This is a genomic window from Gordonia ajococcus (assembly GCF_012974285.1).
GTDB lineage: Bacteria > Actinomycetota > Actinomycetes > Mycobacteriales > Mycobacteriaceae > Gordonia > Gordonia amicalis.
In genome coordinates this window covers 320,661-347,387 of the sequence record NZ_CP052884.1, presented here as the reverse complement: position 1 = coordinate 347,387, position 26,727 = coordinate 320,661, and the positions used below count along the sequence as shown (strand labels likewise).

At 67.6% G+C, this 26,727-nt stretch carries 22 protein-coding genes; 20 read left to right on the top strand and 2 right to left on the bottom strand.

Annotated features, from left to right (window positions below):
• Positions 1 to 76 precede the first annotated feature (76 nt).
• Both GAA2_RS01470 and GAA2_RS01465 read left to right on the top strand, forming a co-directional pair.
• The gene (locus GAA2_RS01470) at positions 77 to 751 is read left to right on the top strand and encodes a hypothetical protein (protein ID WP_006435185.1); all 675 of its coding nucleotides are present in this window, start codon (positions 77 to 79) and stop codon (positions 749 to 751) included.
• 67 nt (positions 752 to 818) lie between these two features.
• Positions 819 to 1,865 carry a helix-turn-helix domain-containing protein gene (locus GAA2_RS01465; protein WP_159405442.1) on the top strand — a complete coding sequence of 349 codons (1,047 nt, stop codon included), beginning with the start codon at positions 819 to 821 and terminating at the stop codon, positions 1,863 to 1,865.
• 19 nt (positions 1,866 to 1,884) lie between these two features.
• On the opposite strand, the gene GAA2_RS01460 is transcribed toward GAA2_RS01465, so the two are convergent.
• Positions 1,885 to 3,198, bottom strand: a complete 1,314-nt coding sequence (locus tag GAA2_RS01460; protein ID WP_159405443.1) for a UDP-N-acetylmuramoyl-tripeptide--D-alanyl-D-alanine ligase — start codon at positions 3,196 to 3,198, stop codon at positions 1,885 to 1,887.
• Between the two features lie 374 nt (positions 3,199 to 3,572).
• On the opposite strand from GAA2_RS01460, the gene GAA2_RS01455 reads away from it, so the two are divergent.
• The 18 genes from GAA2_RS01455 to GAA2_RS01370 all read left to right on the top strand — a co-directional run bounded on the left by GAA2_RS01455 (position 3,573) and on the right by GAA2_RS01370 (position 25,070).
• Positions 3,573 to 4,649 carry a D-alanine--D-alanine ligase family protein gene (locus GAA2_RS01455; RefSeq protein ID WP_006435188.1) on the top strand — a complete coding sequence of 359 codons (1,077 nt, stop codon included), beginning with the start codon at positions 3,573 to 3,575 and terminating at the stop codon, positions 4,647 to 4,649.
• Positions 4,650 to 4,753: 104 nt separating this feature from the next.
• Positions 4,754 to 5,164, top strand: a complete 411-nt coding sequence (locus GAA2_RS01450; protein ID WP_006435189.1) for a hypothetical protein — start codon at positions 4,754 to 4,756, stop codon at positions 5,162 to 5,164.
• 159 nt (positions 5,165 to 5,323) lie between these two features.
• Positions 5,324 to 5,731: an NADH-quinone oxidoreductase subunit A gene (locus GAA2_RS01445; protein WP_006435190.1), complete on the top strand. Its 408-nt coding sequence runs from the start codon at positions 5,324 to 5,326 to the stop codon at positions 5,729 to 5,731.
• A gap of 40 nt (positions 5,732 to 5,771) precedes the next feature.
• The gene (locus tag GAA2_RS01440) at positions 5,772 to 6,326 is read left to right on the top strand and encodes a NuoB/complex I 20 kDa subunit family protein (protein WP_006358935.1); all 555 of its coding nucleotides are present in this window, start codon (positions 5,772 to 5,774) and stop codon (positions 6,324 to 6,326) included.
• Positions 6,323 to 7,027 carry an NADH-quinone oxidoreductase subunit C gene (locus tag GAA2_RS01435; protein WP_024498748.1) on the top strand — a complete coding sequence of 235 codons (705 nt, stop codon included), beginning with the start codon at positions 6,323 to 6,325 and terminating at the stop codon, positions 7,025 to 7,027. Before GAA2_RS01440 ends, GAA2_RS01435 begins: the two co-directional genes overlap by 4 nt.
• Positions 7,027 to 8,388, top strand: a complete 1,362-nt coding sequence (gene nuoD, locus GAA2_RS01430) for an NADH dehydrogenase (quinone) subunit D (protein ID WP_006435192.1) — start codon at positions 7,027 to 7,029, stop codon at positions 8,386 to 8,388. Before GAA2_RS01435 ends, nuoD begins: the two co-directional genes overlap by 1 nt.
• Complete coding sequence (nuoF, locus tag GAA2_RS01425) at positions 8,385 to 10,505, top strand: NADH-quinone oxidoreductase subunit NuoF (protein WP_191834671.1); 2,121 nt, start codon at positions 8,385 to 8,387, stop codon at positions 10,503 to 10,505. The genes nuoD and nuoF overlap by 4 nt, the downstream gene beginning before the upstream one ends.
• Entirely contained in the window at positions 10,502 to 12,934 is a 2,433-nt protein-coding gene (locus GAA2_RS01420) for an NADH-quinone oxidoreductase subunit G (protein ID WP_191834670.1), read from the top strand. The genes nuoF and GAA2_RS01420 overlap by 4 nt, the downstream gene beginning before the upstream one ends.
• Entirely contained in the window at positions 12,931 to 14,271 is a 1,341-nt protein-coding gene (gene nuoH, locus GAA2_RS01415; RefSeq protein ID WP_006435195.1) for an NADH-quinone oxidoreductase subunit NuoH, read from the top strand. Before GAA2_RS01420 ends, nuoH begins: the two co-directional genes overlap by 4 nt.
• The gene (gene nuoI, locus GAA2_RS01410; RefSeq protein WP_006435196.1) at positions 14,264 to 14,833 is read left to right on the top strand and encodes an NADH-quinone oxidoreductase subunit NuoI; all 570 of its coding nucleotides are present in this window, start codon (positions 14,264 to 14,266) and stop codon (positions 14,831 to 14,833) included. The genes nuoH and nuoI overlap by 8 nt, the downstream gene beginning before the upstream one ends.
• Positions 14,830 to 15,645 carry an NADH-quinone oxidoreductase subunit J gene (locus tag GAA2_RS01405; protein WP_006435197.1) on the top strand — a complete coding sequence of 272 codons (816 nt, stop codon included), beginning with the start codon at positions 14,830 to 14,832 and terminating at the stop codon, positions 15,643 to 15,645. The genes nuoI and GAA2_RS01405 overlap by 4 nt, the downstream gene beginning before the upstream one ends.
• Positions 15,642 to 15,941, top strand: a complete 300-nt coding sequence (gene nuoK / locus GAA2_RS01400; RefSeq protein WP_005200546.1) for an NADH-quinone oxidoreductase subunit NuoK — start codon at positions 15,642 to 15,644, stop codon at positions 15,939 to 15,941. Before GAA2_RS01405 ends, nuoK begins: the two co-directional genes overlap by 4 nt.
• 10 nt (positions 15,942 to 15,951) lie before the next feature.
• A complete protein-coding gene (gene nuoL / locus GAA2_RS01395; protein WP_006435198.1) occupies positions 15,952 to 17,865 on the top strand; it encodes an NADH-quinone oxidoreductase subunit L in 1,914 nt (637 codons plus the stop codon).
• Positions 17,862 to 19,511: an NADH-quinone oxidoreductase subunit M gene (locus GAA2_RS01390; protein WP_191834669.1), complete on the top strand. Its 1,650-nt coding sequence runs from the start codon at positions 17,862 to 17,864 to the stop codon at positions 19,509 to 19,511. The genes nuoL and GAA2_RS01390 overlap by 4 nt, the downstream gene beginning before the upstream one ends.
• A complete protein-coding gene (gene nuoN / locus GAA2_RS01385; RefSeq protein WP_006435200.1) occupies positions 19,508 to 21,280 on the top strand; it encodes an NADH-quinone oxidoreductase subunit NuoN in 1,773 nt (590 codons plus the stop codon). Before GAA2_RS01390 ends, nuoN begins: the two co-directional genes overlap by 4 nt.
• Positions 21,281 to 21,391: 111 nt before the next feature.
• Complete coding sequence (locus GAA2_RS01380; RefSeq protein ID WP_006435201.1) at positions 21,392 to 22,273, top strand: LysR family transcriptional regulator; 882 nt, start codon at positions 21,392 to 21,394, stop codon at positions 22,271 to 22,273.
• Positions 22,270 to 23,199: a serine hydrolase gene (locus GAA2_RS01375; RefSeq protein WP_006435202.1), complete on the top strand. Its 930-nt coding sequence runs from the start codon at positions 22,270 to 22,272 to the stop codon at positions 23,197 to 23,199. Before GAA2_RS01380 ends, GAA2_RS01375 begins: the two co-directional genes overlap by 4 nt.
• Positions 23,200 to 23,288: 89 nt before the next feature.
• Entirely contained in the window at positions 23,289 to 25,070 is a 1,782-nt protein-coding gene (locus tag GAA2_RS01370; RefSeq protein WP_191834668.1) for a penicillin-binding transpeptidase domain-containing protein, read from the top strand.
• Here GAA2_RS01370 and GAA2_RS01365 read toward each other — a convergent pair.
• On the bottom strand, positions 25,056 to 26,690 hold the full coding sequence (locus tag GAA2_RS01365; RefSeq protein ID WP_024498755.1) for an alpha/beta hydrolase: 1,635 nt from the start codon (positions 26,688 to 26,690) through the stop codon (positions 25,056 to 25,058). The two genes, GAA2_RS01370 and GAA2_RS01365, sit on opposite strands and share 15 nt — an antisense overlap.
• Between the last annotated feature and the right edge of the window lie 37 nt (positions 26,691 to 26,727).

The following is a 26,727-nucleotide window of genomic DNA, read 5'->3' as shown; positions in this document are numbered from 1 at the left end:
TTCGGATCTCCTGTCCCCGGCCTGGCATCCCCTTCCAGGCCGGGGACGCATCGTCGCATACACAGACAGGTAGAAAATGAGCATTGCCGCGTCATCCCCCAGGCGCAGCGAGATCTTCATCCCGACACTGAACAAACAGTGCTGGGGCTTCATGATCGGTTCGGCGTTGTTCGCGCTGGGCTCCGCACCCGGTTTCGGCTCCTGGGCAGGGGCGGCGACCGTCAACGTCTGCTACTTCGTCGGTGCCTGGTTCTTCACCGCCGCAGGCCTCATGCAGCTCTTGCTGAGCGGCCCCGTGACCACGCGCGTCGACTACGGAAACGGCGTCATGGTGCGGGCCGACTGGCTCTCGGCGGCAACCCAATCGCTCGGCACGGTACTGTTCAACGTGAGCACCACCGCCGCCTTGACCGCACACGCCGTTGTGTCACAACGCGATCTGGTCTGGGCGCCCGATGCGGGCGGGTCCATCGCCTTCCTCCTCAGCGGCTTCCTCGCGGTCCGCGGATACCGGCATGCACACCGCTTCTTCGATCCCGGAGCTCGTTCCTGGTGGTCGGTCCAGATCAATCTCCTGGGCTGCATCGCGTTCAGGGTAGCGGCCGTCGGCTCCTACATCTCCGAGGCCGGCGTGACCGTCGACGCAATCCTGGCGAATGTCGGGACGTTCATCGGTGCGATCTGCTTCTTCCTGACGTCCTTGCTGGTCCTGCCGGCGTGGGACCGCAGCACTTCGGGTGGGTCGGTATGACCCGGACGCACACACACCGGCGATCGCCCCGTCCCGGCCAGGGCGATCCCGCACCGGGGAGCCGGCGATGACCGAGTTGTTCCGCGACAACGGCTCGCCTCCTCCACTGCCGCCGCAGATGATCGAAACGTGGGAGCGCCGAGTCGGCATCCACCGCAGCATCATCCAACCCGAACCGATCCGGCTCAGCGGCCCCGAGGGTATGCGCCACTACGGGCAGCACGTCGAGGTGCACACCGACGACCCCGACTCCTTCGACTCGCTGATGTACGTTCGTCAGCTGTCGATGATCGGCACATTCTGCAGCCTCCACACCCCGCTGCAGGTTTCTCGGAACCCGCGCCTCATCGACGAGCAGCCCTCCGAGGACCTCGTGATCGGGGTGCACACCCTGGAGGGCCGGCACATCATCCGGCAGGGGTCGCGCGACTTCGCGTACGGGCCTGGTCAACTGGCCTTCGTCAGCAACGCGTCGCCGTATCTCGAGCGGACCTTCGAGATCAATGACCCGGCCGGGCTGGTGATCCCGCTCGAACTCCTGGGGAACCAGCGCCGTATCGCCGAACGAGCACGCCGGCCGGTGGCCTCTCACACACTGTTGGCACGCGCCACCGCGTCGTTCATCCTGCAGTTCGCGTCGGACACCGCGGTCGGCGTCTCCGAGCCAGATCCGGACACCGAGATGGCCGCCATCGAACTGGTACGCGCTGCGCTCGGACAGCTCGACTACGACAATCGGCAGATCACCGACAACGCGCTCTTCGTGCGGGAAGCGGTCTCCGACCTCATCGAGCGTCATCACCGCGACCCGTCGTTCACGCCGAACACGATCGCCCGCTACCTGCACATCAGCCGTCGTCAGCTGTACCGGCACTACGAGGACACCGAGGACTCGCTGGCCGCGCGCATCGCCGACCGTAGGCTGAAGACCGCCTGCGAGCTCCTCCGAACACGTCCCGACTTGGCGGTTTCCGAGGTGGCGCGGATCTCCGGCTTCCCGTCGAGTCCCACTATGCGCAACCGCTTCCGAGCCGAACTCGGGCTCGGCCCGAGCGAGTATCGCGCCCGTGCCGCCGCCGAGAACGAGGCGTCGGGATCCTGGGACCACGTGTGAGCGACGGCTGAGGCGGCTCTCAGCGCAGCAGTGCTTGGGCCACCCGCTCCAGAGCGGCGACGCGACTCCCCTTGACCAGCACCGCATCTCCCCCGGCGAGGTCGCCGAGCGCGGCAACCGCCTCGTCGACGCCGGAGGTGTGGCGCGCGGTGTCGCCGTAGTTCGGTTCGTCGACCGCGATGACCTCGATGCCGAGCTCGCGTGCCTCCAGCGCGATCGCGAGGTGCTGCCCGGGCGAATCCGCACCGAGTTCGGCCATCGTGCCGAGGACCGCGACGCGTCGTCCCGCCGGTAGCGCGGCGAGCGACTTCAGCGCCGCCGACATCGACGTCGGGTTCGCGTTGTAGGCGTCGTTCAGCACCGTCGCGCCGTCCGAGGTCCTGGCGAGTTCCATTCGCAGACCGGACAATCCAGCTGCCGACAGACCACTCGCGATGTCCTCGATCGCCACTCCGAGGCCGCCCCCGGCGGCGGCCGCCGCGAGCGCATTGGGAACCTGGTGCTCACCCCGCGCCCCCAGTCGCACGTCGGTGGAACCCCACGGCGTGTGCAGACGGAAGGATGCCCGCAGCTCGTCGTCGACGACGATGTCCGAGGCGTATACGTCGGCATCGGGCGACAGGCCGTACCGCAACACCCGGGCCGAGGTGCGGTCCGCCATCGCCGCCACATAACGGTGGTCGGCGTTCAGAACGGCGATCCCGTCGGCCGGAAGGGACTCGACCAGCTCCCCCTTCGCGCGGGCCACCGACTCGATGTCCCCGAAGAGTTCCAGATGCACGCCTTCCACGCGGGTGATGACGCCGACGGTCGGCCTCGCGATGGAGCACAGCAGGTCGATGTGGCCGATCCCGCGGGCACCCATCTCGAGGACGACGGCCTCGACGTCGTCGGCGGCGCCGGCGAGCGTCAGCGGGAGTCCCAGCTCGTTGTTGAAGGATTTCTCACTCGCCGCGGTCCGATAGGTGGTCTGCAGCACGCCGGCGAGGAGGTCCTTGGTCGAGGTCTTGCCGACCGACCCGGTGATCCCGACGACGCGGTCGGGAATGCGGCGGCGGACCGCGCGACCGAGGTCGGCGAGCGCGAGCGCGGTGTCCGGGACCCTGATGGCGGTGCCGCGGGTGGCCTCGTCCTGCGAGGTGAAGTAGGCCGCCGCGCCGCTTTCGAGGGCCGCCGGGATGAAGTCGTGGCCGTCGCGTTCGGCGACGATCGGCACGAACAGCTGCCCCGGCCGGACGCTGCGCGAGTCGATGCTCGCCCCGTCGATCTGCACGTCGGCACCGATCAACTCGCCACCGACCGAAGCCGCGATCTCACTCGCCAAGAAATGCACGACCTCACGCTAGCCGACGGGCGGTGTCCGATTCCCCGAGCCGCCTCGGTGCTGACCTCGACACGCGGCGTCCTCGCTGCGCTCGGTCGTCGCGGCTCGGCCGGCAGAGGGGTTGAGCCGGCACCGAGCGGAGCAGGCGCGTACCTCCGCCGGTTGAGCCGGCACCGAGCGGAGCAGGCGCGTACCTCCGCCGGTTGAGCCGGCACCGAGCGGAGCAGGCGCGTACCTCCGCCGGTTGAGCCGGCACCGAGCGGAGCAGGCGCGTACCTCCGCCGGTTGAGCCGGCACCGAGCGGAGCGAGGAGCCGTGTCGAAATCCACAACCGGCCACTCCACCCCGAGAACTCGGTGGCCCGGGGCCGTATCGTGACATGCATGTCTTCGCGGCTCCTGCGTCTGGTCGTCCTCTACGGCGGGGTCTCCGCCGAACACGATGTGTCACGGGTCACGGCCGCGCACGTGCTCGCCGCCGCCGACCGGGCGAAATACGACCTGGTCCCCATCGGCATCGCCAAGGACGGCACCTGGCTGCGGAACGACAAGGCGATCGCCGCGATCGCCGACGGCACCGAGCTCCCCGACGTCCTGGAGGTGGCGGGCACCGTCGTCGAGCCGCTGGCCGAACTCCGCGGCCACGCCGACGAGGCGATCACCGTCGTGCTGCCGCTGCTGCATGGTCCGCACGGCGAGGACGGCACCATCCAGGGGATGCTCGAGCTGTTCAAGCTGCCGTACGTCGGCGCCGGGGTGCTCTCGTCTGCGCTGTGCATGGACAAGGCGATGGCGAAGATCGTCGCTGCGCAGGCCGGCATCCCGCAGTGCCGCTGGGTCGAGTTCCGCGACGGCGTCGACGACCCGGACACCATCGTCTCGCGGGCCGTCGACGAGCTCGGACTCCCGGTGTTCGTGAAGCCTGCGAACCTCGGGTCGTCGGTCGGCATCACCAAGGCGCACGACGAGCGCGAGTTGGACTCCGCCATCAACCTGGCCCTTCGCTACGACGACGTGGTGATCATCGAGGAGAACATCACCGGTCGCGAGATCGAGGTCGCCGTCCTCGGCGACACGGCCCCCGAGACCTCGGTGCCCGGTGAGATCGAACCCGGCAGCGAGTTCTACGACTACGAGGACAAGTACGTCACCGGCGCCGCCCGGCTCGTCATCCCCGCGGTACTGCCGGACGACGCGATCGCCGAGGTCAGGGAGCTCGCCGCCCGGACGTTCACGGCGATGCGATGCACCGGCATGGCGCGGGTGGACTTCTTCTACGAGGCAGCCGGGCGAGGGTGGCTGCTCAACGAGGTCAACACCATCCCGGGGTTCACGCCCGGCTCGATGTACCCGAAGCTGTGGGAGGCCACCGGAGTGTCCTACCCCGACCTCATCGACCAGCTCGTCACCTTCGCGCTCGAGGTCCACCGGCGGCGCGTCGGGTTCTCGACCGAACACTGAGCTGCCCCTCCGGCCGTTCCGGACCCCCGCCCGCACGGCACCGACGGCCGACGCGCGGGCCAAGTCACCCGAACCCGGCGTCGAACGGCGGTAGCATCGCACGCGTGACCCCCACCCAGGCTGCCCGGTCGCTGCGCGTGCTGGTCTATTCCGACGATTGCGAGACCCGGGCCCAGGTCATCGGTGCACTCGGCACCCGGCCGTCCCAGAGCATCCCCGAACTCAGCTTCATCGAAGTCGCCACGGCTCCAATGGTGTTCGCCCAGCTCGACGCCGGCGTGGTCGACGCGGTGATCGCCGACGGCGAGGCTTCCCCGGCAGGCGGGATGGGGATCGCCAAGCAGATGAAGGACGAACTCGACCCGAGCCCTCCCGTCCTGGTGCTGCTCGGCCGCGCCGACGACCGCTGGCTCGCCGAATGGTCGCGGGCCGATGCCGTCGCGCCACTTCCGGTCGACCCTCTGGGGCTTCCACAGGCCTTCGTCCAGATGGTCGAGAAACGCCGAAACGTCTGAAACAGGTGACTCCCGCGGGACGAACACCTAGGCTTGTGGTGTAGCTCACAACCGCGTCCGGAGGTTCCGACCGAACCCCTGACACGGGCAGGACAATCGCCGAGCCGGAGCCGCCCACCAGGTGTTTCCGGCCGACCGGAGCGAGGAGGAGTCCACGCTTTGAACGCCTACGTCCCGATCATGATCCTCGGGGCAATCGGCGTGGCGTTTGCCGTTTTCAGCGTCTTCATCGGCGTCGCGATCGGTCCGAAACGGTACAACCGCGCCAAACTCGAGGCGTACGAGTGCGGCATCGAACCGGTGGGACAGAGTCTCCTGACTCCCGCCTCCCGTCGCGGAGGCGCCGGCCCCACCTTCACCGGCCCGATCCAGCGAGTGCCGGTCAAGTACTACCTCACCGCGATGCTGTTCATCATCTTCGACATCGAGATCGTCTTCCTCTACCCCTGGGCCGTCGCCTTCGACTCCTTCGGCTGGTTCGGCCTCGCGGCCATGCTCTTGTTCATCGTCAACGTCTCGGTCGCCTACGCCTATGAATGGCGCCGCGGCGGACTGAGCTGGGACTGAGGACTTTTCACCCGGTCAAGCGTCTGCAAGGAGGTCAGTCATGGGACTCGAGGAACGACTCCCCAGCGGTTTCCTGCTGAGCACCGTCGAGGATCTCGCCGGCTTCATGCGCAAGGGGTCGCTGTGGCCGGCCACCTTCGGGCTCGCCTGCTGCGCAATCGAGATGATGTCCACCACGTCGGGCCGGTACGACCTCGCACGGTTCGGCATGGAGGCCTTCCGCGCATCGCCGCGGCAGGCGGACCTGATGATCGTCGCCGGTCGCGTGAGTCAGAAGATGGCGCCGGTCCTCCGGCAGATCTACGACCAGATGGTCGAACCGAAATGGGTTCTGGCGATGGGGGTCTGTGCATCGTCCGGCGGGATGTTCAACAACTACGCGATCGTCCAGGGTGTCGACCACGTCGTACCCGTGGACATCTACCTCCCCGGTTGTCCGCCCCGTCCCGAGATGCTGCTGAACGCAATCCTCAAGCTGCACGAGAAGATCCAGGAGATGCCGCTCGGGGTGAACCGCGAGGAGGCCATCTGGGCCGCGGAACGTGCTGCGTTGCAGTCGACTCCGACCATCGAGATGAAGGGGTTGCTGCGATGACCGAACTCGGCATGCCCGACCCCCATCCCCGAGACCTCAAGCCACCCGACCCCGAGGTCATCGGCGTCCGCCATGGACTGTTCGGCGCACCCGGCACGGGCGACACCTCCGGATACGGAGGACTGATCGATCCGATCACCCTGCCGCCCGGTTCGACTCGCCCCTACGGCAGCTACTTCGACGAGATCGCCGACGTCCTGGCAGCCGAACTCGGCGACACCTACGACGCCGCCGTCGAGAAGGTGGTCGTCTTCCGCGACGAGATGACCGTCCACGTCGCGCGGGAACATCTGCCCTCGGTCGCACTCACCCTCCGCAACGCACCCGGGCTGCGGTTCGAGCTGTGCCTGGGGGTCAACGGAGTCCACTACCCCGGTGACACCGACCGTGAACTGCACGCCGTCTATCCCCTGGCCTCGCTGACCCACAACCGCCGCGTGCGTCTCGAGGTGTCGGCGCCCGACGCCGATCCACACATCCCGAGCCTCTGCGACATCTACCCCACCAACGACTGGCACGAACGCGAGACCTACGACTTCTTCGGCATCGTCTTCGACGGCCACCGATCGCTGACGCGCATCGAGATGCCCGATGACTGGGAGGGACATCCACAGCGCAAGGACTACCCGCTCGGCGGAGTACCCATCGAGTACAAGGGAACCCGCGTCGACCCACCAGACCGGAGGAGGTCGTACAGCTGATGCCCGACACAGCCACCGGATCGTCGAAACCCCGATCCTCCTCCGCACGCGGGGAGACACCGCCGCGCACCTACACCGTCTCGGGGCAGGACTGGGATTCCATCGTCTCCGACGTCCGCACTCGCGCCGAACAGCAACCCGGCGACGAACGCATCGTCGTCAACATGGGACCCCAGCACCCGTCGACGCACGGCGTCCTGCGCCTCATCCTGGAGATCGAGGGCGAGACGGTCACCGAGGCACGCTGCGGAATCGGGTACCTGCACACCGGGATCGAGAAGAATCTCGAGTACCGGAACTGGATGCAGGGCGTCACGTTCGTCACCCGGATGGACTACTTGTCGCCGTTCTTCAACGAGACCGCATACTGCCTCGGCGTCGAGAAGCTCCTCGGGATCACCGACGACATCCCGGAGCGTGCCACCGTCATCCGCGTCATGCTGATGGAATTGAACCGAATCAGCAGCCACCTCGTGGCACTGGCGACCGGGGGTATGGAACTCGGCGCCGTCACCGCCATGTTCCTCGGGTTCCGGGAGCGCGAACTGATCCTAGACCTCTTCGAACTCATCACCGGTCTGCGCATGAACCATGCCTACATCCGCCCCGGCGGGGTGGCCCAGGACCTGCCGCATGATGGACCCGAACAGGTCGCCAAGGTCCTCGCAGAACTTCCGGGACGCCTGGACGAGCTCGGAGATCTGCTGAACGACAACTACATCTGGAAGGCACGGACGCAGAACGTCGGATACCTGGATCTGACCGGCTGCATGGCGCTCGGCATCACCGGACCGGTCTTGCGGTCGACCGGCTATCCACACGATCTGCGAAGGTCGCAGCCGTACTGCGGCTACGAGACCTACGACTTCGACGTCATCACCGCCGACACGTGTGACTCGTACGGACGCTATCTCATCCGCGTCAAGGAGATGCGCGAGTCGATCCGCATCGTCGAGCAGTGTCTCGAGCGGCTCCGTCCCGGCCCGGTGATGGTCGCCGACCGGAAGTTGGCCTGGCCGGCGGATCTCGCGCTCGGCCCCGACGGTCTCGGCAACTCACCCGAGCACATCGCCCGGATCATGGGTACCTCGATGGAGGCGCTGATCCATCACTTCAAGTTGGTCACCGAGGGTATGCGGGTGCCGGCCGGGCAGTGCTACATCGCGGTCGAGTCCCCCCGCGGTGAACTCGGTGTCCACCTGGTCAGCGATGGCGGCACCCGACCCTATCGCGTCCACTTCCGCGATCCGTCGTTCACGAATCTGCAAGCGGTGGCGGCGATGTGCGAAGGCGGCATGGTCGCCGACGTGATCACCGCGGTGGCCAGTATCGACCCGGTGATGGGAGGCGTGGACCGATGACCGATCCCGTATTCGTGGACCTGTCCACCTCCCCGCCGACCGAAGACGGCGCGCCCGCACAGTGCACCCCGGCGCCGACCATCACCTTCGATGGCCCGTCGGCATACCCGACCGAGGTCGCCGAACGCCTCGCCGAGCAGGCGGCGCCGATCATCGCGCGCTACCCGCAGGCGCGGTCGGCGCTTCTGCCCCTGCTCCACCTGGTGCAGTCCGAGGACGGTCACATCACCCGGGCGGGGATCGAATTCTGTGCGGGTCAGCTCGATCTGACTGCGGCACAGGTGGCCTCGGTCGCGACCTTCTACTCGATGTACCGCCGTTCGCCGACCGGCGAATACCTCGTCGGCGTGTGCACCAACACGTTGTGCGCCACCCTCGGCGGCGACGAGATCCTCCGCGCGGTCTGCGACCACCTCGGTGTCCAGCCCGGGGACACCACCTCGGACGCCCGCATCACGGTCGAACACGTCGAATGCAACGCCGCCTGCGACTTCGCGCCCGTGGTGATGGTGAACTGGGAGTTCTTCGACAACCAGACACCGGAGTCGACGATCGAACTCGTCGAGGACCTCCGTGCCGGTGTCGGCGTCGAACCCGCCCGCGGCACCGGGAGGGTGCGCTCGTTCCGCCAGACCGAACTCGAGCTCGCCGGCGCCGGGCCCGCAACGCCACCCCCGCCGGTTGAGCCGGCACCGAGCGCAACGAAGCCACCCCCGCCGGTTGAGCCGGCACCGAGCGCAGCGAGGAGCCGCGTCGAAACCCCCGAACCACCCGAACCCGATCCGCCGGAAACCCCGGTCCTGTCCCGCCACTGGGACGAGCCCGAGTCCTGGTCCCTGGCGAATCATCTGCGCCACAACGGCTACCGCGGCCTGCGTACCGCGCTCGACACCCCGCCCGCCGACGTCATCGAGATGGTCAAGGCCTCCGGCCTCCGGGGACGCGGGGGTGCCGGATTCCCGGTCGGGATGAAGTGGTCGTTCATCCCCCAAGAAGAATCTCCCGACGCCGAACCGTCGATTCCGCACTACCTCGTGGTCAACGCCGACGAATCCGAACCCGGCACCTGCAAGGACATGCCGCTCATGCTCGCGACGCCGCACACCCTGATCGAGGGGGTGATCATCGCGGCGTATGCCATCCGCGCGCATCATGCGTTCATCTACGTCCGCGGGGAGGTCGCCTCGGTTCTGCGGCGGCTTCGCACCGCGGTCGACGAGGCATACGCCGCCGGCTATCTCGGCACCGACATCCTGGGATCGGGCTTCGACCTGGAGCTCGTCGTGCACGCCGGCGCCGGCGCCTACATCTGCGGTGAGGAGACGGCTCTCCTCGACTCGCTCGAAGGCCGTCGCGGCCAACCACGCCTGCGCCCGCCGTTCCCGGCGGTCGCCGGTCTGTACGCCAGTCCGACCGTGGTCAACAACGTGGAATCCATTGCGAGCGTGCCGTCCATCATGCGTAACGGCGTCGACTGGTTCCGCTCGATGGGTACCGAGAAGTCCCCCGGTTTCACCCTGTACTCGCTGTCCGGCCATGTCACGCATCCGGGCCAGTACGAGGCACCGCTCGGTATCACCCTGCGGCAGCTCCTCGAACGCGCCGGCGGCGTACGCGCCGGACACGAACTCAAGTTCTGGACCCCGGGCGGGTCGTCGACGCCGCTCCTCACGCCGGAGCACCTCGACGTCCCCCTCGACTACGAGGGAGTCGGTGCCGCGGGCTCCATGCTGGGCACCAAGGCTCTTCAGATCTTCGACGAGACGACATGTGTCGTCGGCGCGGTCCTGCGCTGGACCGAGTTCTACGCGCACGAGTCGTGCGGAAAGTGCACACCGTGCCGCGAGGGCACGTACTGGCTGGTGCAACTACTTCACCGGCTCGAGCACGAGGGCGGCACCACCGCCGATCTCGACACCCTCGCCGACGTCACCAACAGCGTCGTCGGAAAGTCGTTCTGCGCGCTCGGCGACGGCGCGGGCAGCCCGATCGTGTCCTCGCTGAAGTACTTCCGTGAGGAGTACCTCGCTCATCTCGACCACGGTTGTCCATTCGACCACTCGCTGTCGACCGTCTTCGACTCGCCGGGTGGCAACCCGACGGGAGGTGTCCGATGACCCTCACACACGGTAGCGATCCGACGACCGGGGCAGACCTCGTCGGGATCACCATCGACGGGCACGAGGTCCGGGTTCCGAAGGGCACCTTGCTGATCCGCGCCGCCGAACAGATCGGCATCACCATCCCCCGCTTCTGCGACCACCCGCTGCTCGACCCGGTCGGCGCCTGCCGCCAGTGCCTCGTCGAGGTCGAGGGTCAGCGAAAGCCGCTGGCGTCGTGCACGACAACGGCCACCGACGGGATGGTCGTCCGGACGCAGCTCAGTTCCCAGATCGCCGCCGATGCCCAGCGGGGCGTGATGGAACTGCTGCTGATCAACCATCCGCTCGACTGCCCGGTGTGCGACAAGGGCGGCGAGTGCCCACTGCAGAACCAGGCCATGTCGGCCGGCCGCAGCGAGTCCCGGTTCGACGGCGTCAAGCGCACGTTCACCAAGCCGGTCCCGCTGTCGTCCGAGGTCCTGCTCGACCGCGAACGATGTGTGCTGTGCGCCCGGTGCACGCGGTTCTCGATACAGATCGCGGGCGACCCGCTCATCGAGCTGGCGGATCGCGGTGCGCTGCAACAGGTCAGCATCTACGAGGACCAACCGTTCGACTCGTACTTCTCCGGCAACACCGTGCAGATCTGCCCGGTCGGCGCGCTGACCGGTGCGCAGTACCGGTTCCGTGCAAGGCCTTTCGACCTGGTCTCGACACCGAGCGTCTGCGAGCACTGTGCGAGCGGATGCGCCCAGCGCACCGATCACCGGCGCGGCCAGGTGCTCCGCCGCCTCGCCGGCGACGACCCCGAGGTCAATTCCGAGTGGAACTGCGACAAGGGGCGATGGGCGTTCGCGTATGCGACCGCGGCCGACCGTCTGACCTCTCCCCTGATCCGCGACCGGCACGGCGAACTTCGGGAGGCGTCGTGGGCCGACGCGATCCGTGTTGCTGCGGAGGGGCTCTCGGCGACCATCGGAAACGTGGGTGTCCTGACCGGCGGACGTCTCACCGTCGAGGACGCCTACGCCTACTCACGTTTCGCCCGCACGGTCCTGAAGTCCGACGACATCGACTTCCGTGCACGCGTCCACAGCACCGAGGAGGCGTCCTTCCTCGCGAGCCGGGTCGCGGGGCGCGGGCTCGAGACCACCTACGACGACCTGTCCGCCGCCCCGGCGGTACTCCTCGTCGGTGTCGAACCCGAGGAGGAATCCCCGATCGTCTTCCTCCGGCTGCGCCGGGCGGTGCGGACCGACCGGCTGCGGGTGGCCACCGTGGCGCCGTACGCGAGCCGCGGAGCACAGAAGCTCGACGCGCGACTGTTCGCCACGAAGCCCGGTGCCGAGGCGGAGATCCTCACCTCGGCCGAGGTCGCCGACCATCTCCGCGAGCCCGGATCGGTGATCGTCGCCGGTGAGCGGCTCGCCGCCGCTCCGGGTGGGTTGCGGGCGGCTGCCGATCTCGCGGACCGCACCGGCGCCCGCATCGCCTGGATTCCCCGACGGGCCGGCGAACGCGGTGCACTCGAGGTCGGCGCCATGGCCGGGCTGCTGCCGGGCGGTCGACCGATCACGGACCGCAGTGCACGCGAATCGGTGTCGGCTGTCTGGGGGCCCGGCATCCCGACGCATCCCGGTCGGGACACCACCGGCATCCTCGACGCGGCCCGGTATCACGGACTGTCACTGGTCGTCGCCGGTGTCGACCTCGAGGATCTCCCCGACCCGGCGGCCGCGAACGAAGCCCTCACCGCCGCACCGTTCGTCGTGAGTCTCGAACAGCGACTTTCGACGGTGACGCCGCACGCCGATGTGGTGTTCCCGGTCGCGGCGGTGGCCGAGAAGGAAGGTACCTTCGTCGACTGGGAAGGCAGGCCGCGCAGCTTCACCGCCGCGCTCACCGAGTCGGGGCACATCCCCGAACACCGGGTCCTGGACGCCCTGGCCCGGCGTCTCGGCGTCGAACTGCGCTGCGACGGGCCTCAGACCATCCACCTGGACCTGCGCCGGATCGGGGCGTGGTCGGGTGACCGCTCGCCCGTCGTCGCTCATGAACGTCCGCTGCGCGCACCCGAATCCGGTCAGGCCGTGCTGGCGACCTGGCACATGCTGCTCGATCTCGGTCGTCTGCAGGACGGTGAACCGCACCTCGCCGGGACCGCGCGTCCACCGGTCGCGCGCATGTCGGCGAGGACCGCCGCCGAAGCCGGTGTCGCGGTCGGCGGGCGGGTCCGGGTCAGCACCGCCGACGGGGAGATCGCGCTGCCCGTCGAATACGCCGACATGCCCGACCGGGTGGTCTGGGTCCCGCTCTACTCGCCCGGATCGCGTGTCCACGCGGACCTGCGGGCACAGGCGGGCGATCTCGTCGCCTTGTCGCCTGCCTCGGCGGCCGACGTCGCCGGAGGCGTCCCGATGAACACAGCCGGAGGCGTCCGATGAACACGCTCACGCTCGCCATCGACTACCCCGACCTCACCGATTTCGGCCACGACCCCATCTGGCTCATCGTCGTCAAGGCCGTCGCCGTGTTCGCCTTCCTGGTCGTCAACCCGCTGGTCGCGATCCTGCTCGAACGCAAGATCATGGCGCGCATGCAAACCCGGATCGGACCCAACCGCGTCGGACCCCGCGGGATTCTCCAGAGCCTGGCCGACGGCGTGAAACTCGCGCTGAAGGAGGGCATCATCCCGACCGGCGTGGACAAGGTGATCTACCTCCTCGCACCGATCATCGCGGTCGTACCGGCGGTCATGGCGTTCGCGGTGATCCCGTTCGGACCGATGGTCTCGGTGTTCGGCCACGAAACCCCCTTGCAGCTCACCGATCTGCCCGTCGGGGTGCTCTATGTCCTCGCCGTCACATCGGTCGGCGTCTACGGCATCGTGCTAGCCGGCTGGTCGTCGGGCTCCACCTATCCACTGCTCGGCGGGCTGCGGTCCACCGCCCAGGTGATCTCCTACGAGATCGCGATGGGACTCACGTTCGCGGCGGTGTTCCTCGACGCCGGGACGATGTCGACGTCCGGGATCGTCGCGGCGCAGGAACACCACTGGTACTTCCTGCTGCTGCTCCCGTCCTTCGTGATCTACGCGATCTCGATGGTCGGCGAGACCAACCGCGCCCCGTTCGACCTGCCCGAGGCCGAGGGCGAGCTGGTGGGCGGCTTCCACACCGAGTACTCGTCGCTGAAGTTCGCCATGTTCATGCTTGCCGAGTACATCAACATGGTGACGGTCTCGGCCCTCGCCACCACGATGTTCCTGGGCGGCTGGCAGGCCCCGTGGCCGCTGAGTGCCTTCGACTGGGCGAACTCCGGATGGTGGCCCGTCCTCTGGTTCACCATCAAGGTCTGGGCGTTCCTGTTCGTGTTCATCTGGCTCCGAACCAGCCTGCCGCGGTTGCGGTACGACCAGTTCATGAACCTGGGCTGGAAGGTGCTCATCCCGATCTCGCTCGCCTGGGTGATGGTCGTGGCGATCATCCGCGCCTTCGTCGGCGGCGACAACGCCGAACTCATCCGGGCCCTCATCTCGGCGGGCGCCGGTCTCGTGGTGACCGGCCTCATCGCCTATGCGATCTGGCGGATGATGCGGGTACCGGAGGTGCCGGAGACGGCCGCCGAACCCGAACGTCCGGCAGCATTCGACGCCATGGCCGGCGGGTTCCCGATCCCGCCGATGCCCGCACCGGACTCGAGATCGCAGCCGGTCCGCACCGATCCCGATCTGCCCCTTCCCGCCGATCAGACGCCGAGCAGGGAGACCACCGATGCCTGATTTCCTCAAGCCCGTCAGTGGATTACGCGTCACCTTCGGTGGCATGTTCCAGCCGAGCATCACCGAACAGTATCCCGAGGAGAAACGACCGACCGCACCTCGCTATCACGGTCGGCACCAACTCAATCGGCACCCCGACGGACTGGAGAAGTGCATCGGGTGTGAGTTGTGCGCCTGGGCGTGTCCGGCCGACGCCATCTATGTCGAGGGGGCCGACAACACACCAGACGAGCGGTATTCGCCCGGTGAGCGATACGGGCGGGTCTACCAGATCAACTATCTGCGGTGTATCGGCTGCGGACTCTGCATCGAGGCGTGTCCGACGCGTGCGCTCACGATGACCAACGACTACGAACTCGCCGACGACAACCGCGCCGACCTCATCTACGAGAAGGACCGGCTGCTGGCGCCGCTGCAACCGGGCGTCGAACCGCCGCCGCACGCCATGGCACCGGGATCGACCGAGGAGAACTACTACCGGGGTGAGATCACCTCCGACGGCCGGCTGACCCCGTTGCCGACTCCGACTGTGCGCGAGGGTGCACGGGAGCCGCGGCCATGACGCCCGGATCGATGACGACGCTTCTCGCCGACGAACTGGTCCGCACCTCGACCGCGGAGGCCGTGCAGTTCTGGGTACTCGGCGTCGTCGCGGTGGTCGGCGCACTGGGTGTCGTGTTCGCCACCAAGGCCGTGTATTCGGCGATCTTCCTGGCCACCACGATGATCGTTCTCGCGGTCTTCTACGTGGCCCAGGGCGCACTGTTGCTCGGGGTCGTGCAGGTGGTCGTCTACACCGGCGCGGTGATGATGCTGTTCCTGTTCGTGCTCATGCTCATCGGCGTCGATTCATCGGACTCACTCAAAGAGACCCTGCGAGGGCAGCGCGTGGCCGCGTCCCTCGTCGGACTCGGCTTCGGTGTGCTCCTGATCGCGGGGATCGGCAACGCAACCATCGCGGTCACCACCGGCGCGACCGCGCCCGGCGCACTTGATACTGACAGCAACTACGGCATCGAGGCGATCGCCGAACTGATCTTCGTCCGTTATCTGTGGGCCTTCGAACTGACCGGCGCCCTGCTCATCGCCGCCACCCTCGGCGCGATGGTCTTGGCCCACCGGGAGCGGTTCGGTCCGCGCCTGACCCAGAAAGAGCTGTCGCAGGCCCGGTTCCGTAGCGGCGTCAACCTCACGCCCCTGCCGAGTCCCGGTGTCTACGCCCGCCACAACGCGGTCGACGTCCCGGCGCGACTCCCCGACGGGAGTCCCTCCGACCTCTCGGTGAACGCCATCCTGGCCGCACGCACGTTGCGGCAGAAGAACTCGAAGGGTCCGAAGAATCCCGAGGGCCAGAATCCCCGGGGGCGCGCATGAACCCGGAGAACTACCTCTACCTCTCGGCACTGCTGTTCACCATCGGCGCTGCCGGGGTCCTGCTGCGACGCAACGCGATCGTCGTGTTCATGTGCATCGAGCTGATGCTCAACGCCGCCAATCTCGCCTTCGTCACGTTCGCTCGGATGAACCAGTCCTTCGACGGGCAGGTGATCGCCTTCTTCACGATGGTGGTCGCCGCAGCCGAGGTGGTCGTCGGGCTCGCCATCATCATGACCATCTTCCGATCGCGCCGCTCGGCGTCGGTCGACGACGCGGATCTGCTCAAGCGGTAGAGGAGGATTGGTGAACGCCGAACTGACCGCGTCACTGCTCTGGTTGGTCCCCGCGCTCCCGCTCGCCGGTGCGGTGATCCTTCTCCTCGGCGGTCGTGCCACCGATCGCTGGGGTCATCTGCTCGGTACCGCCGCGGCGATCGCGTCGTTCGTGGTCGGACTGGTGATGTTCGCCGGGATGGTGTCCCGCCCGGCCGACGACCGCGGGGTGACCGACACACTGTTCCGCTGGGTGCCGGTCGGAGACTTACAGGTGGACTTCGGTTTCCGCCTCGATCAGCTGTCCATGTGCTTCGTCCTCCTGATCACCGGTGTCGGGTCGCTGATCCACGTCTACTCGATCGGCTACATGTCCGACGACCCCGACCGCCGACGATTCTTCGGCTACCTCAACCTGTTTCTCGCGGCGATGCTCGTCCTCGTCCTCGCCGACAACTATCTCGGCCTGTATCTCGGCTGGGAGGGTGTGGGCCTGGCGTCGTATCTGCTGATCGGCTTCTGGCAGTACAAGCCGACCGCGGCGACCGCGGCGAAGAAGGCCTTCGTGGTCAACCGCGTCGGCGACATCGGACTCGCCGTCGCACTGATGATCATGTTCGCCACCTTCGGATCGGTCGCGTTCACCGCGGTCTTCGACGGCGCTCCCCAGGCCGGCGAAGGAACCCTCACCGCACTGGGTTTCGTGCTCCTGCTCGCGGCGTGCGGCAAGTCTGCTCAGGTACCGCTGCAGTCGTGGCTCGGCGACGCGATGGAAGGTCCGACCCCGGTGTCCGCGCTGATCCACGCGGCGACGATGGTGACCGCCGGCGTGTATCTGATCGTGCGCTCGGGTCCGATCTTCGACCTGGCACCCGTCGCACAGGTCGGTGTCGTGGTGGTCGGATCGGTGACGCTGTTGTTCGGTGCGATCATCGGCTGCGCCAAGGACGACATCAAGAAGGCGCTCGCGGCGTCGACGATGAGCCAGATCGGGTACATGGTCCTGGCCGCCGGACTCGGTCCGGCCGGCTATGCGTTCGCCATCCTGCACCTTCTCACGCACGGCTTCTTCAAGGCCGGCCTGTTCCTCGGTGCCGGATCGGTGATGCACGGGATGAACGACGAGACCGACATGCGACGCTACGGCGGACTCCGCAAGCTCATGCCGATCACCTTCGTCACCTTCGGCGTCGGCTATCTCGCGATCATCGGAGTCCCGCCGTTCGCGGGCTTCTACTCCAAGGACCACATCATCGAGGCCGCGTTCGGGGAAGGCGGCGCGAAGGGGCTGATCCTCGGTGGTGCAGCGCTTCTCGGGGCGGGTATCACCGCGTTCTACATGACCCGCGTGATGCTCCTGACGTTCTTCGGGGAGAAGCGGTGGCACGACGGCACGGATGCCGCTGTCCCGCATCCGCACGAGTCGCCCAGGGTGATGACCGGACCGATGGTTCTGATCGCACTGGGTTCGGTGGCCTCCGGCGGGCTGCTCGCGATCGGCGGGTCGCTCGAGCACTGGCTGGAACCGGTCGTCGGCGAACACACGGCCCATCATCTGATCCCGGTGTGGGCGATGACCGCGATCATCCTCGTCGTCGTCGCGGTCGGCGTCGCGATCGCCTACCGGCAGTACGCCACCCGGCCGGTGCTCGTCCTCGCACCCGAGGACGTGTCGGTGCTGACGGTCGCGGCACGGCATGATCTGTACGGCGACACGATCAACGAAGAGCTGCTGATGCGTCCCGGACAGCGCGTCACCGCCGGCCTGGTCGCCGTGGAGTCCGACGGCGTCGACGGTCTGACGAGTGGCGTCGGCGTTGCCGTGACCCGCACGTCGCGTCGAATACGCAGGTGGCAGAACGGTTATGTGCGGTCCTACGCGCTGTCGATGTTCGCCGGGACGACCCTGATCGTCGCGCTCGTGATGGCGGTGAACGTGCTGTGAACATCCCCTGGCTGACGATCCTCTGGTTCGCACCCGCGGTGGGCGCGGCCCTCGTTCTCGCGATACCCGCTAGCCGTCCCGCGGCGGCTCGATGGTTCGCCTTCGCCATCACGCTCGGAGTCCTCGTCGTGGCCGTCGGCCTCGCGATCGGATTCGATCCGGCCGGTGAGCGATACCAGTTCACCGAAGACGTGAGCTGGATTCCGGCGCTGGGAACCCGATACGCGTTGGGGCTCGACGGGATCGGCCTGGTCCTGATCCTGTTGACGGCCGCACTCCTGCCCCTGCTCCTGCTCGCCGGCTGGCACGACGCCGAATCCGCCGGGTCGCTGGACCATTCGGGCGGACGCGCCCAGAAGGGTCCGCACATCTACCTCGCACTGTTCCTCGCCACCGAGGCGATGGTGCTGATGAGCTTTGTCGCGCTGGACATCCTGCTCTTCTACATCTTCTTCGAGGCCATGCTCATCCCGATGTACTTCCTCATCGGCGGCTTCGGCACCGGACCCAACCGCTCCGGCGCGGCGGTGAAGTTCCTGTTGTACAACCTGTTCGGCGGTCTGCTCCTGCTCGCCGCCGTGATCGGCGTGTACGTCGTCTCCGCACAGAACAGCGTCGGGGCTGATGGCGGCGGGACTTTCGCGCTCGGCGACATCGTGGCCGCGGTGTCGAGCGGCCAGATCGACGACACCACCGGCCTCGCGAAGTTGCTGTTCCTCGGTTTCATGTTCGCGTTCGCGGTGAAGGCCCCGCTGTGGCCTCTGCATTCGTGGCTTCCCGATGCTGCGGTCGCGGCCACCCCGACGTCGGCGGTGCTCATGATGGCCGTCATCGACAAGGTCGGGACCTTCGCGATGCTGCGGTTCTGCCTGCAACTGTTCCCGGATGCGAGCCGGTACTTCGCGCCGCTGATCTGCGGACTCGCGGTCGTCAGCATCGTCTACGGTGCGATCCTGGCCATCGGCCAGACCGACGTCATGCGCCTGATCGCCTACACCTCCATCTCGCACTTCGGTTTCATCATCCTGGGCATCTTCGTGATGACCGATCAGGGACAGACCGGTTCGGCGCTGTACATGGTCAACCACGGACTCTCCACCGCCGCCCTGTTCCTCATCGCCGGGTTCCTGGTGTCGCGCCGCGGCAGTCGGCTGATCGCCGACTACGGCGGGGTCCAGAAGGTCGCCCCCGTCCTCGCCGGCACCTTCCTCGTCGCGGGCCTGGCAACCCTGTCGCTACCCGGCCTCGCCCCGTTCATCAGCGAGTTCCTGGTCCTCATCGGCACATTCACGCGCTACCCGGTGGCGGCGGTCCTCGCATCATCCGCGCTGGTGCTCTCCGCGATCTACATCCTGTGGACCTATCAGCGCATGATGGGCGGCCCCCCGAAGCCCGACGACGTGCGGGTGTCGTCGATACGCGACCTCGCCGGCCGCGAGCTGGCCGTCGTCGTACCGCTCCTCGCGCTGCTCATCGCCCTGGGGGTCTATCCCAAGCCGATGATCGACCTGATCGATCCCGCGGTGCAGAGCACGCTCACCACGGTCGGGGTCACCGATCCCGCACCCGCGGTGGCGGACCCGGTCCCGATCCCGGCCCGCGACCGGCCTGAGGGCCCCACCACCGATGCGGAGGCCCACCGATGAGTCCGTCCGTCGTTGCGCTGAGTTCGACGCCGCTGGCCGCGATCGAGACCCCGAGCGTCGAGTACGCGGCCCTGTCGCCCATGTTGATCGTGTTCGGCGCAGGTGTCATCGGGGTCCTGGTAGAGGCCTTCGCTCCGCGCAGGCTGAGGTACCCACTGCAACTCGGGCTTTCGCTGGGCGGACTCGTCGTCGCGCTCGCTGCGCTCGCCACCGTGACGGCCGCACAGACAGCGGACGGCTCGAACGGACAGTTCGCGATGTCGGGGGCCGTCGTTCTGGACCGCCCGACCCTGTATCTGCAGGGACTCCTGCTGATCATCGCGATCATCGCGGTCGGGTTCATCGCCGAACGTCGGCTCGAGCGGGTCGTCGCGCCGGTCACCATGCGTACCCTGGCCGGCGCCGCGGTCACCGACGATCAGTCCGGCAGAGCAGGATTCAACGGCGGGGGCGTCGACGCGGACATGTTCACCCCGTCCGGCGCCTCGGTCCCGAACACCGACGCCGAGTTCGAGGCGACTCGTGCCGGGGCGGTGACGACCGAGGTGTTCCCGCTGGCACTGCTGGCGGTCGGCGGCATGATGCTGTTCCCGGCGTGCGGTGATCTGCTCACCATGTTCATCGCGCTGGAGGTCTTCTCGCTGCCGCTCTACCTGTTGTGCGGGCTGGCTCGGCGTCGTCGGCTGATCTCGCAGGAAGCATCTCTGAAGTACTTCCTGCTGGGCGCCTTCTCGTCGGCCTTCTTCCTGTTCGGTGCAGCATTCGTCTACGGGGCGACCGGCTCGTTGAACCTGTCGACGATCGGTGCGTCGATCACCGACGTCGCCGGTACCGGTGGCGACACGACGCTGGCGCTGATCGGTCTGGCGATGCTCGCGGTCGGGTTGTTGTTCAAAGTCGGTGCGGTGCCGTTCCATTCGTGGATTCCAGATGTGTATCAGGGAGCCCCGACCCCGGTCACCGCATTCATGGCATCGGCCACCAAGGTCGCCGCGTTCGGTGCGCTCCTCCGTGTCTTCTACGTCGGTTTCGGGGCGCTACGCGATCAGTGGGAGCCCGCACTGTGGGCGGTGGCGATCGCGTCGATGGTCATCGCCTCGGTGATGGCCGTGACCCAGAACGACATCAAGCGGATGCTCGCCTACTCGTCGATCGCACACACCGGGTTCATCTTGCTCGGCCTGATCGCCTTCGACGATGCCGGGCTCGGCGCGACGCTCTTCTATCTGGCCGCCTACGCCTTCACGACCCTCGGCGCCTTCGCGACCGTGGCGGTGATCCGCGAACCCGACGCGGACACGAGCACGTCGGCGCGCACGGCCGCGGTCCACGGCACCGCCGCGACCGTCCGCAATCCTCATCTGTCCGGGCGTGAGGCGACCGATCTCACCCAGTGGTCGGGTCTGGGCCGACGGTATCCCTTGGTCGGCGCCATGTTCGCGGTCTACCTGCTGTCCTTCGCCGGCATCCCGCTGACGAGCGGCTTCATCGCCAAGTTCGACGTCTTCGCCGCGGCCGCCGGCAGCGGTAGCGGCGTTCTGGTGGTGATCGGTGTGATCAGCAGCGCGATCGCCGCCTACGTCTACATCCGCATCATCGTCGCCATGTTCTTCGACGACGTCCCCGCCGGCGAGGCACCGCACGTCGTGAAGCCCAGCATCCTCACCACCACAGGCATCGCGGTCTGCACGCTGGCCACCGTCGTGCTCGGCATCTTCCCGCAACCGCTGCTCGACCTCGCCGACACGGCCGCGACGTTCCTGCGCTGACCCGCAAACCCACCCCTTTTCAGCATTTCCACCCCCCTGCGAGGGGGTGGAAATCTCCATCCGTGGTGGGTTTGTGGAGCAGGTCGACGATGCCGTGCCATCCTGGAAGCCGTGGATCTCGTCAGGCACCTGCGGTTCTTCGTCGCCGTCGCCGAGGAGGGCCACTTCGGGGACGCGGCCGCCCGGTTGGAGATGACGCAGCCACCGGTGTCGCAGGGGCTGCGCCGCCTGGAGAGGGAACTCGGGGTTCAGCTCATCCGGCGCACCTCCCGCGGTGCGGAACTCACCGACGCCGGTCGCGACCTGTTACCCCGGGCACGACTCCTCATCGACGACGCGGCGCGGTTCCTGGGCGAAGCCCGACGCCTTCACGAGGGTTCTGAGGTACTGCGTTGGGGTGCAGTACCTCTCGCGGGGAGCGCGGCCGTCGCCGCTGTCGCACAACGCCTCGGCGACGTGTCGTCCGGTCAGGAGATGGTGAGTGCCGCGGCGGTGAGTCTGATCGAGCAGGTGTCGGCGGGCACGCTCGACCTGGCCATCGTCGACGCGCCCTGCGTCACCGGCACTCTCACCACCGGCCCGGTCGTCGTGTTCCGACGCCACGTCGTCGTGCCGGCCCGTCATCCGGTCACCACCGCAGCACGTCCCCGGTTGCGCCACCTTGCGGGCCTGGACTTCTGCCACCCGCCGCGCGCCGCGAATCCGCCGGCTCATGACCAGCTGATCGACCGCCTCCGCGAGTCCGGACTCGATCCAAGAATCCTGGCCGTCTCGTCCTCCGAGCACCTGGTGGCCGCGGTCGCCGGTGGCGGAGCCGTCGGCCTGACCGTTGACCCGGAACGTCTCGCGTCGCTCGACGGCGTTCGGTGTCTCCCCATCGGGCGCGACGCCACGGCGCTGCGACTCCGGGTCGTCTACCGGGAATCCGCACTCGCCGAGGTCGCGGACGTGTCAACGGCAGCACTGTGGAAGATCAGCAAGGCCGCCGGGTGAACCCAGAACCAGCTGAGCTGCCCCTACACGTGCGGAAGCGGGTCGACCGCGACGTCACGGAGACCCTCGCCGACGCCGGCTGTTCCGGCTGGATACATGCGACGACGATCGGCTCCCCACGGATCGGATACTCCTTCGACGCCGACGCTCCGGTCGTCCTGGCCTCGGTGTACAAGCTCGCTCTACTGATCTCGTTGTGCCGCAGCGCAGATCGCGGTGACATCGACCTGACCTCGTCGGTGACGGTCGACCCGACACAATGGGCACAGGGTCCGACCGGACTGGCCGCGTTGCGCGATCCGATCACACTGAGCCGGCGAGACCTCGCCACCTCGATGATGACCGTCTCCGACAACGTCGCCGCCGACGTCATCCTCGACGAGATCGGACTCGACCGCGTACGCGAGGACCTTGCAACGCTCGGTGTCGCGAACACCCGGATCGTCGGCGGAGTCGCAGAGCTACACCAGCGTCTCCAGCGGGAAACCGGGACAAGCACGGTGGCAGAGGCTTTCGCCGCGCTCGCAGACCCGGATGACGACACGTCGGTCAGCGCCTACGACGCCGCGTACTCCAGTTCGTCCACGCCTCGGGACTGCACGACGCTGCTGTCCGCGGTCTGGACCGACCACGCGGCGTCGAACGAGATGTGTGCGTTCATCAGGGACACCATGCGTCGTCAAGTGTTCACCTCGCGCCTCGCGTCTGGATTTCCGTTCCGACGGGTCACCGTTGCGGGCAAGACGGGCACCCTGGTCGCGATCCGCAACGAGATCGGCGTCGTCGAGTTCCCCGGTGAGTTGCCGGTCGCCGTCGCGGTCTTCACGTCGAGTGCACGGTCTGAGCCCGCACTGCCGCACGTGGACCGGGCCATCGGTGAGGTCGCCCGGACGGTCGTCACGGAGCTCCGCACTCCCGCTGAGTAGCGCGGCAACCTGCCCCGATAGCGTTTCGCTATGGCGTCATCGCGCGTCGTGACCTTGCGTGGGGAGGCTCGGGTCGGTTGTCTGGCCACATGCGTCGGTTGTTGGTGATCCTGAGTGTTCTCGCGGTGCTGGTCGGCACGTTGTCGGGGTGTTTCCTGTCGAAGGACTCGCCGGAGGACACGTTGCAGTCGTTCGCGGACGCACTGCAGCGAGGAGATGTCGACGCGGCCGCCGGGCTCACCGACGACCCGACGACGGCTCGCACGACGATCCGGTCGATCTTCGACGGTATGGGCTCCACCCCGAAACTGTCGGTCGCCGCCGACCTCGTCGACGACAAGAAGGTCACCGGAACGCTCGACCATCAGTGGCAGATCCGAAACACCAATACGGCCTACCAGACGTCGGTCGTTCTCGCCGAGACGGATTCGGGCTGGCGCGTCCGGTGGCAACCATCGGTCATGCACCGGCAACTCCGCGCGGGACAGTCCTTCTCGTACAGCGACGACCGCGCCTACCGCACACCGGTTCTCGATACCAATGCGCGCCCGCTGATGACGTGGCAGCCGGTGACGTTGATCAGTCTCGAACGGGCACAACTCGCTTCGGCCGAGACGTTGGCCCGTGCGCTGCGACCGGTCGAACCGTCGATGACGGCGGCCGGGATCCGCAAGCTCTTCGACGGCAACAACGCCCCGCGTCAGACCGTGATCAGGCTGCGTGAAGCAGATCTCGAACGTGTCCGGCGCAGCGTCGAGTCGACCGCCGGCGTGACGAACACCGAGCAGGGTGCGCTCCTCAGTGCCACCAGGGACCTCCATTCGCCCGCGATGTCGGGACTCGAGGACATCTGGCGTGGCGCGATCGACGCCACGGCCGGCTGGTCGATCCAGATCGTCGACAACGACGGCACTCCAACGCATCTCGTGGACTCCGCGCAACCGGGCACCACGCCGCCGATACGCACCTCCATCGACCGAGACATCCAGACCCGGGCACAACGCGCCGTCGACGGTGAACGACGTCCCGCGATGATCGTCGCCATCTCCCCGTCGACCGGCGGGATCGTCGCCGTCGCCCAGAACGACGCCGCCGACAGGTCCGGCGCGGTCTCCCTCACCGGCTTGTACCCGCCGGGATCGACCTTCAAGACCATCACCACCGCAGCGGCATTGGCCGCCGGGGTGGTGCAGCCGACGTCGCAGGTTCCCTGTCCCGGGCGCACGACGATCGAGGGACGAACCATCCCCAACGAGGACGACTTCGACCTCGGAACCGTCGCGCTGCCAACAGCTTTCTCCCGCTCGTGCAACACGACCATGGGAGCTCTCGCGAACAGACTCCCCGCCGACGGGTTGACCACGATGGCCCGCCGATTCGGCATCGGCCCCGACTACACGGTCCCGGGCCTGACCACCGTCACCGGACGAGTGCCCGTGGCCGACACCCCTGCCCTGCGCGTGGAGAACGGAATCGGTCAGGGCACGGTGACCGTCAGCCCGTTCGGTCTGGCGCTGGCCGAAGCGAGTCTCGCGCGGGGTGAGACCGTCACGCCCACGCTGGTCGAGGGACAGCGCACCACCGGCGACACCGAACCCGAACAGATTCCCGACGACGTGGTCCGTGCACTGCGAAGCATGATGCGCGACACCGTGACCCGCGGTACCGCCACCGCGTTGCAGGACATCCCCGACCTGGGCGGCAAGACCGGCACCGCCGAGTACGGTGACAACAAGAACCCACACGGGTGGTTCGCCGGTATCGTCGGCGACCTCGCCTTCGCGACGCTCGTCGTCGGCGGCGGGTCGTCGGCGCCCGCCGTGCAGGTCAGCGGCGAGTTCCTGCGTCCGCTGCGGTCATTCGGCGGATAGGCCGGCCAGTATCCGGGCCATCAGATAGCCGGACACGCGTAGCTCACCGTTGTTCCCGTCGCGGGGATAGTCGGCATGCCCGAACGCGCCTTGCCGCTCCACACCGTCGGCGGTGGTTCGATCGTCGACTTCGAGTTGCACGAGGTCGGTCGAGGTTGGCCGCGGACCGTTGGGGCCGACGGGCCCGAGGGACTGACCGTACGAGATGCTGTCGCTCTCGCCCTGCATGACGAACCCGTGACCGTCCTCGAGCCCCAGCTCGGGTTCGTCGTTCGCCTCGAATCCCGGAGAGCCGTAGAAAACGGCATCGTCGACCGGATGTCCGCCGGGGGTCTGCAGCGCCAGTCCTTGCGTCAGCGACCCGTAGGAGTGCCCGAGTGCGACGATGTGCGGGTCCGCCTTGTTCGACGTCGCATCGATCGCACGGTAGAAGTTCGCCAGTTCCGGCGCACCGTCGCTCGCCCGATCCTGTTGCGCCACTTCCAGCCACGACCATCCGGACGGACGGCTGCCGTCGGAGTCCGGCGGTTCGAAATCGAGCCACGAGACGGTGGCGACCCTCTCGTGTCCGCGTCCGGCGCGCTGGAGCTCGTCGAGCGTTTCGTCGCGCAGAGCTGCCGACTCACCCAGCATGGATCCGAAGCTGTTCCGGATGTTCGTGTTCAGTCCCGGCGTCGTGACCGAGACATGGTCGGCATCATCGGGATTGCCGATGGAGATCGCCGCCTTGCCCTGCTCCCCGGAGAACATGTCCATCACCAGCAGCATCCGACCATTCAGATTCGACGGGCTCCACTCGTTGTCGGCCATCAACTCCTGCAGCGTCTGCACATCCCGGATCTTCTTCCCGACCTGTTCGAGTTCGGCGTCCTCGTTGGTGAAGAGGCCGCCGAACCTGATCTGCCTCGTGAGCTGATCCCGACGATCCTCGAGCTGTCTCAGCACGTCGTCGAGCCGGGCGACGTTCGCAGCATGTCTGATCGGCGACGGGATGCCGTCGACGTTGCCCAGCAGATCCGGTCGGTCGCGTAACAGCTCCTGCTGTTGCTCGGGAGCCAGCGCGTCCCAGTAGGCATTCACCTCGTCGGGCGACTTGCCCGCCGGCGGTTCGAGAGGGGTGAGCCCGCCCTGTCCAGCCCCCGCCTTCGTCGCCTCTTCCATGCTCCCGGCATCGTTCGCGGTGATCTTGCCGTCGCGGATGGCGTCGAACACCCGCGCGGCATCGGCGTCGACATCGGTTGCCTGGGTGATGAGTGCCTTCACCGCGGTCTCCAGTGCCTTCCGCAGGTCCTCCCGCGCTTCGTCGTCCTCCGGGTCGGGTGTCGGTGCGGCGGTCACGGACCCGTCGTCGTGGATGGTCATCGACGCATCCGCGGCCTGCACCCGTAGACCGGCGAGTCGGCCTTGGAGGTGTTTGACCGCCGAGGAGGTCTCGACGGCGAGCTGCCGGGCCGCACCGAGGACTGCGGCTTCGTCGCGGAGGTCATCGACCGTGACCGCGTACAGCTGTCGGGCGGCGTCGGCCGCATCGCCGAACCAGCCCGGCAGCTCGCCGGCTGTCCGTAGCGCACCCTCGATCTCGCCGACGGTCGTCACGCGTTTCGCGAGGGAGTCGGCCATCGTGTCGAGCGCGCCGGTGTCCCAGGCGTCGATTCGG

Bases quoted from the DNA above. Each gene is read 5' to 3' on its own strand.
- GAA2_RS01470 (WP_006435185.1), top strand. From the start codon at position 77: ATGAGCATTGCCGCGTCATCCCCCAGGCGCAGCGAGATCTTCATCCCG.
- GAA2_RS01465 (WP_159405442.1), top strand. From the start codon at position 819: ATGACCGAGTTGTTCCGCGACAACGGCTCGCCTCCTCCACTGCCGCCG.
- GAA2_RS01455 (WP_006435188.1), top strand. From the start codon at position 3,573: ATGTCTTCGCGGCTCCTGCGTCTGGTCGTCCTCTACGGCGGGGTCTCC.
- GAA2_RS01440 (WP_006358935.1), top strand. From the start codon at position 5,772: ATGGGACTCGAGGAACGACTCCCCAGCGGTTTCCTGCTGAGCACCGTC.
- GAA2_RS01435 (WP_024498748.1), top strand. From the start codon at position 6,323: ATGACCGAACTCGGCATGCCCGACCCCCATCCCCGAGACCTCAAGCCA.
- nuoD (WP_006435192.1), top strand. From the start codon at position 7,027: ATGCCCGACACAGCCACCGGATCGTCGAAACCCCGATCCTCCTCCGCA.
- nuoF (WP_191834671.1), top strand. From the start codon at position 8,385: ATGACCGATCCCGTATTCGTGGACCTGTCCACCTCCCCGCCGACCGAA.
- GAA2_RS01420 (WP_191834670.1), top strand. From the start codon at position 10,502: ATGACCCTCACACACGGTAGCGATCCGACGACCGGGGCAGACCTCGTC.
- nuoH (WP_006435195.1), top strand. From the start codon at position 12,931: ATGAACACGCTCACGCTCGCCATCGACTACCCCGACCTCACCGATTTC.
- nuoI (WP_006435196.1), top strand. From the start codon at position 14,264: ATGCCTGATTTCCTCAAGCCCGTCAGTGGATTACGCGTCACCTTCGGT.
- GAA2_RS01405 (WP_006435197.1), top strand. From the start codon at position 14,830: ATGACGCCCGGATCGATGACGACGCTTCTCGCCGACGAACTGGTCCGC.
- nuoK (WP_005200546.1), top strand. From the start codon at position 15,642: ATGAACCCGGAGAACTACCTCTACCTCTCGGCACTGCTGTTCACCATC.
- nuoN (WP_006435200.1), top strand. From the start codon at position 19,508: ATGAGTCCGTCCGTCGTTGCGCTGAGTTCGACGCCGCTGGCCGCGATC.
- GAA2_RS01370 (WP_191834668.1), top strand. From the start codon at position 23,289: ATGCGTCGGTTGTTGGTGATCCTGAGTGTTCTCGCGGTGCTGGTCGGC.
- GAA2_RS01365 (WP_024498755.1), bottom strand. From the start codon at position 26,690: ATGGCCGACTCCCTCGCGAAACGCGTGACGACCGTCGGCGAGATCGAG.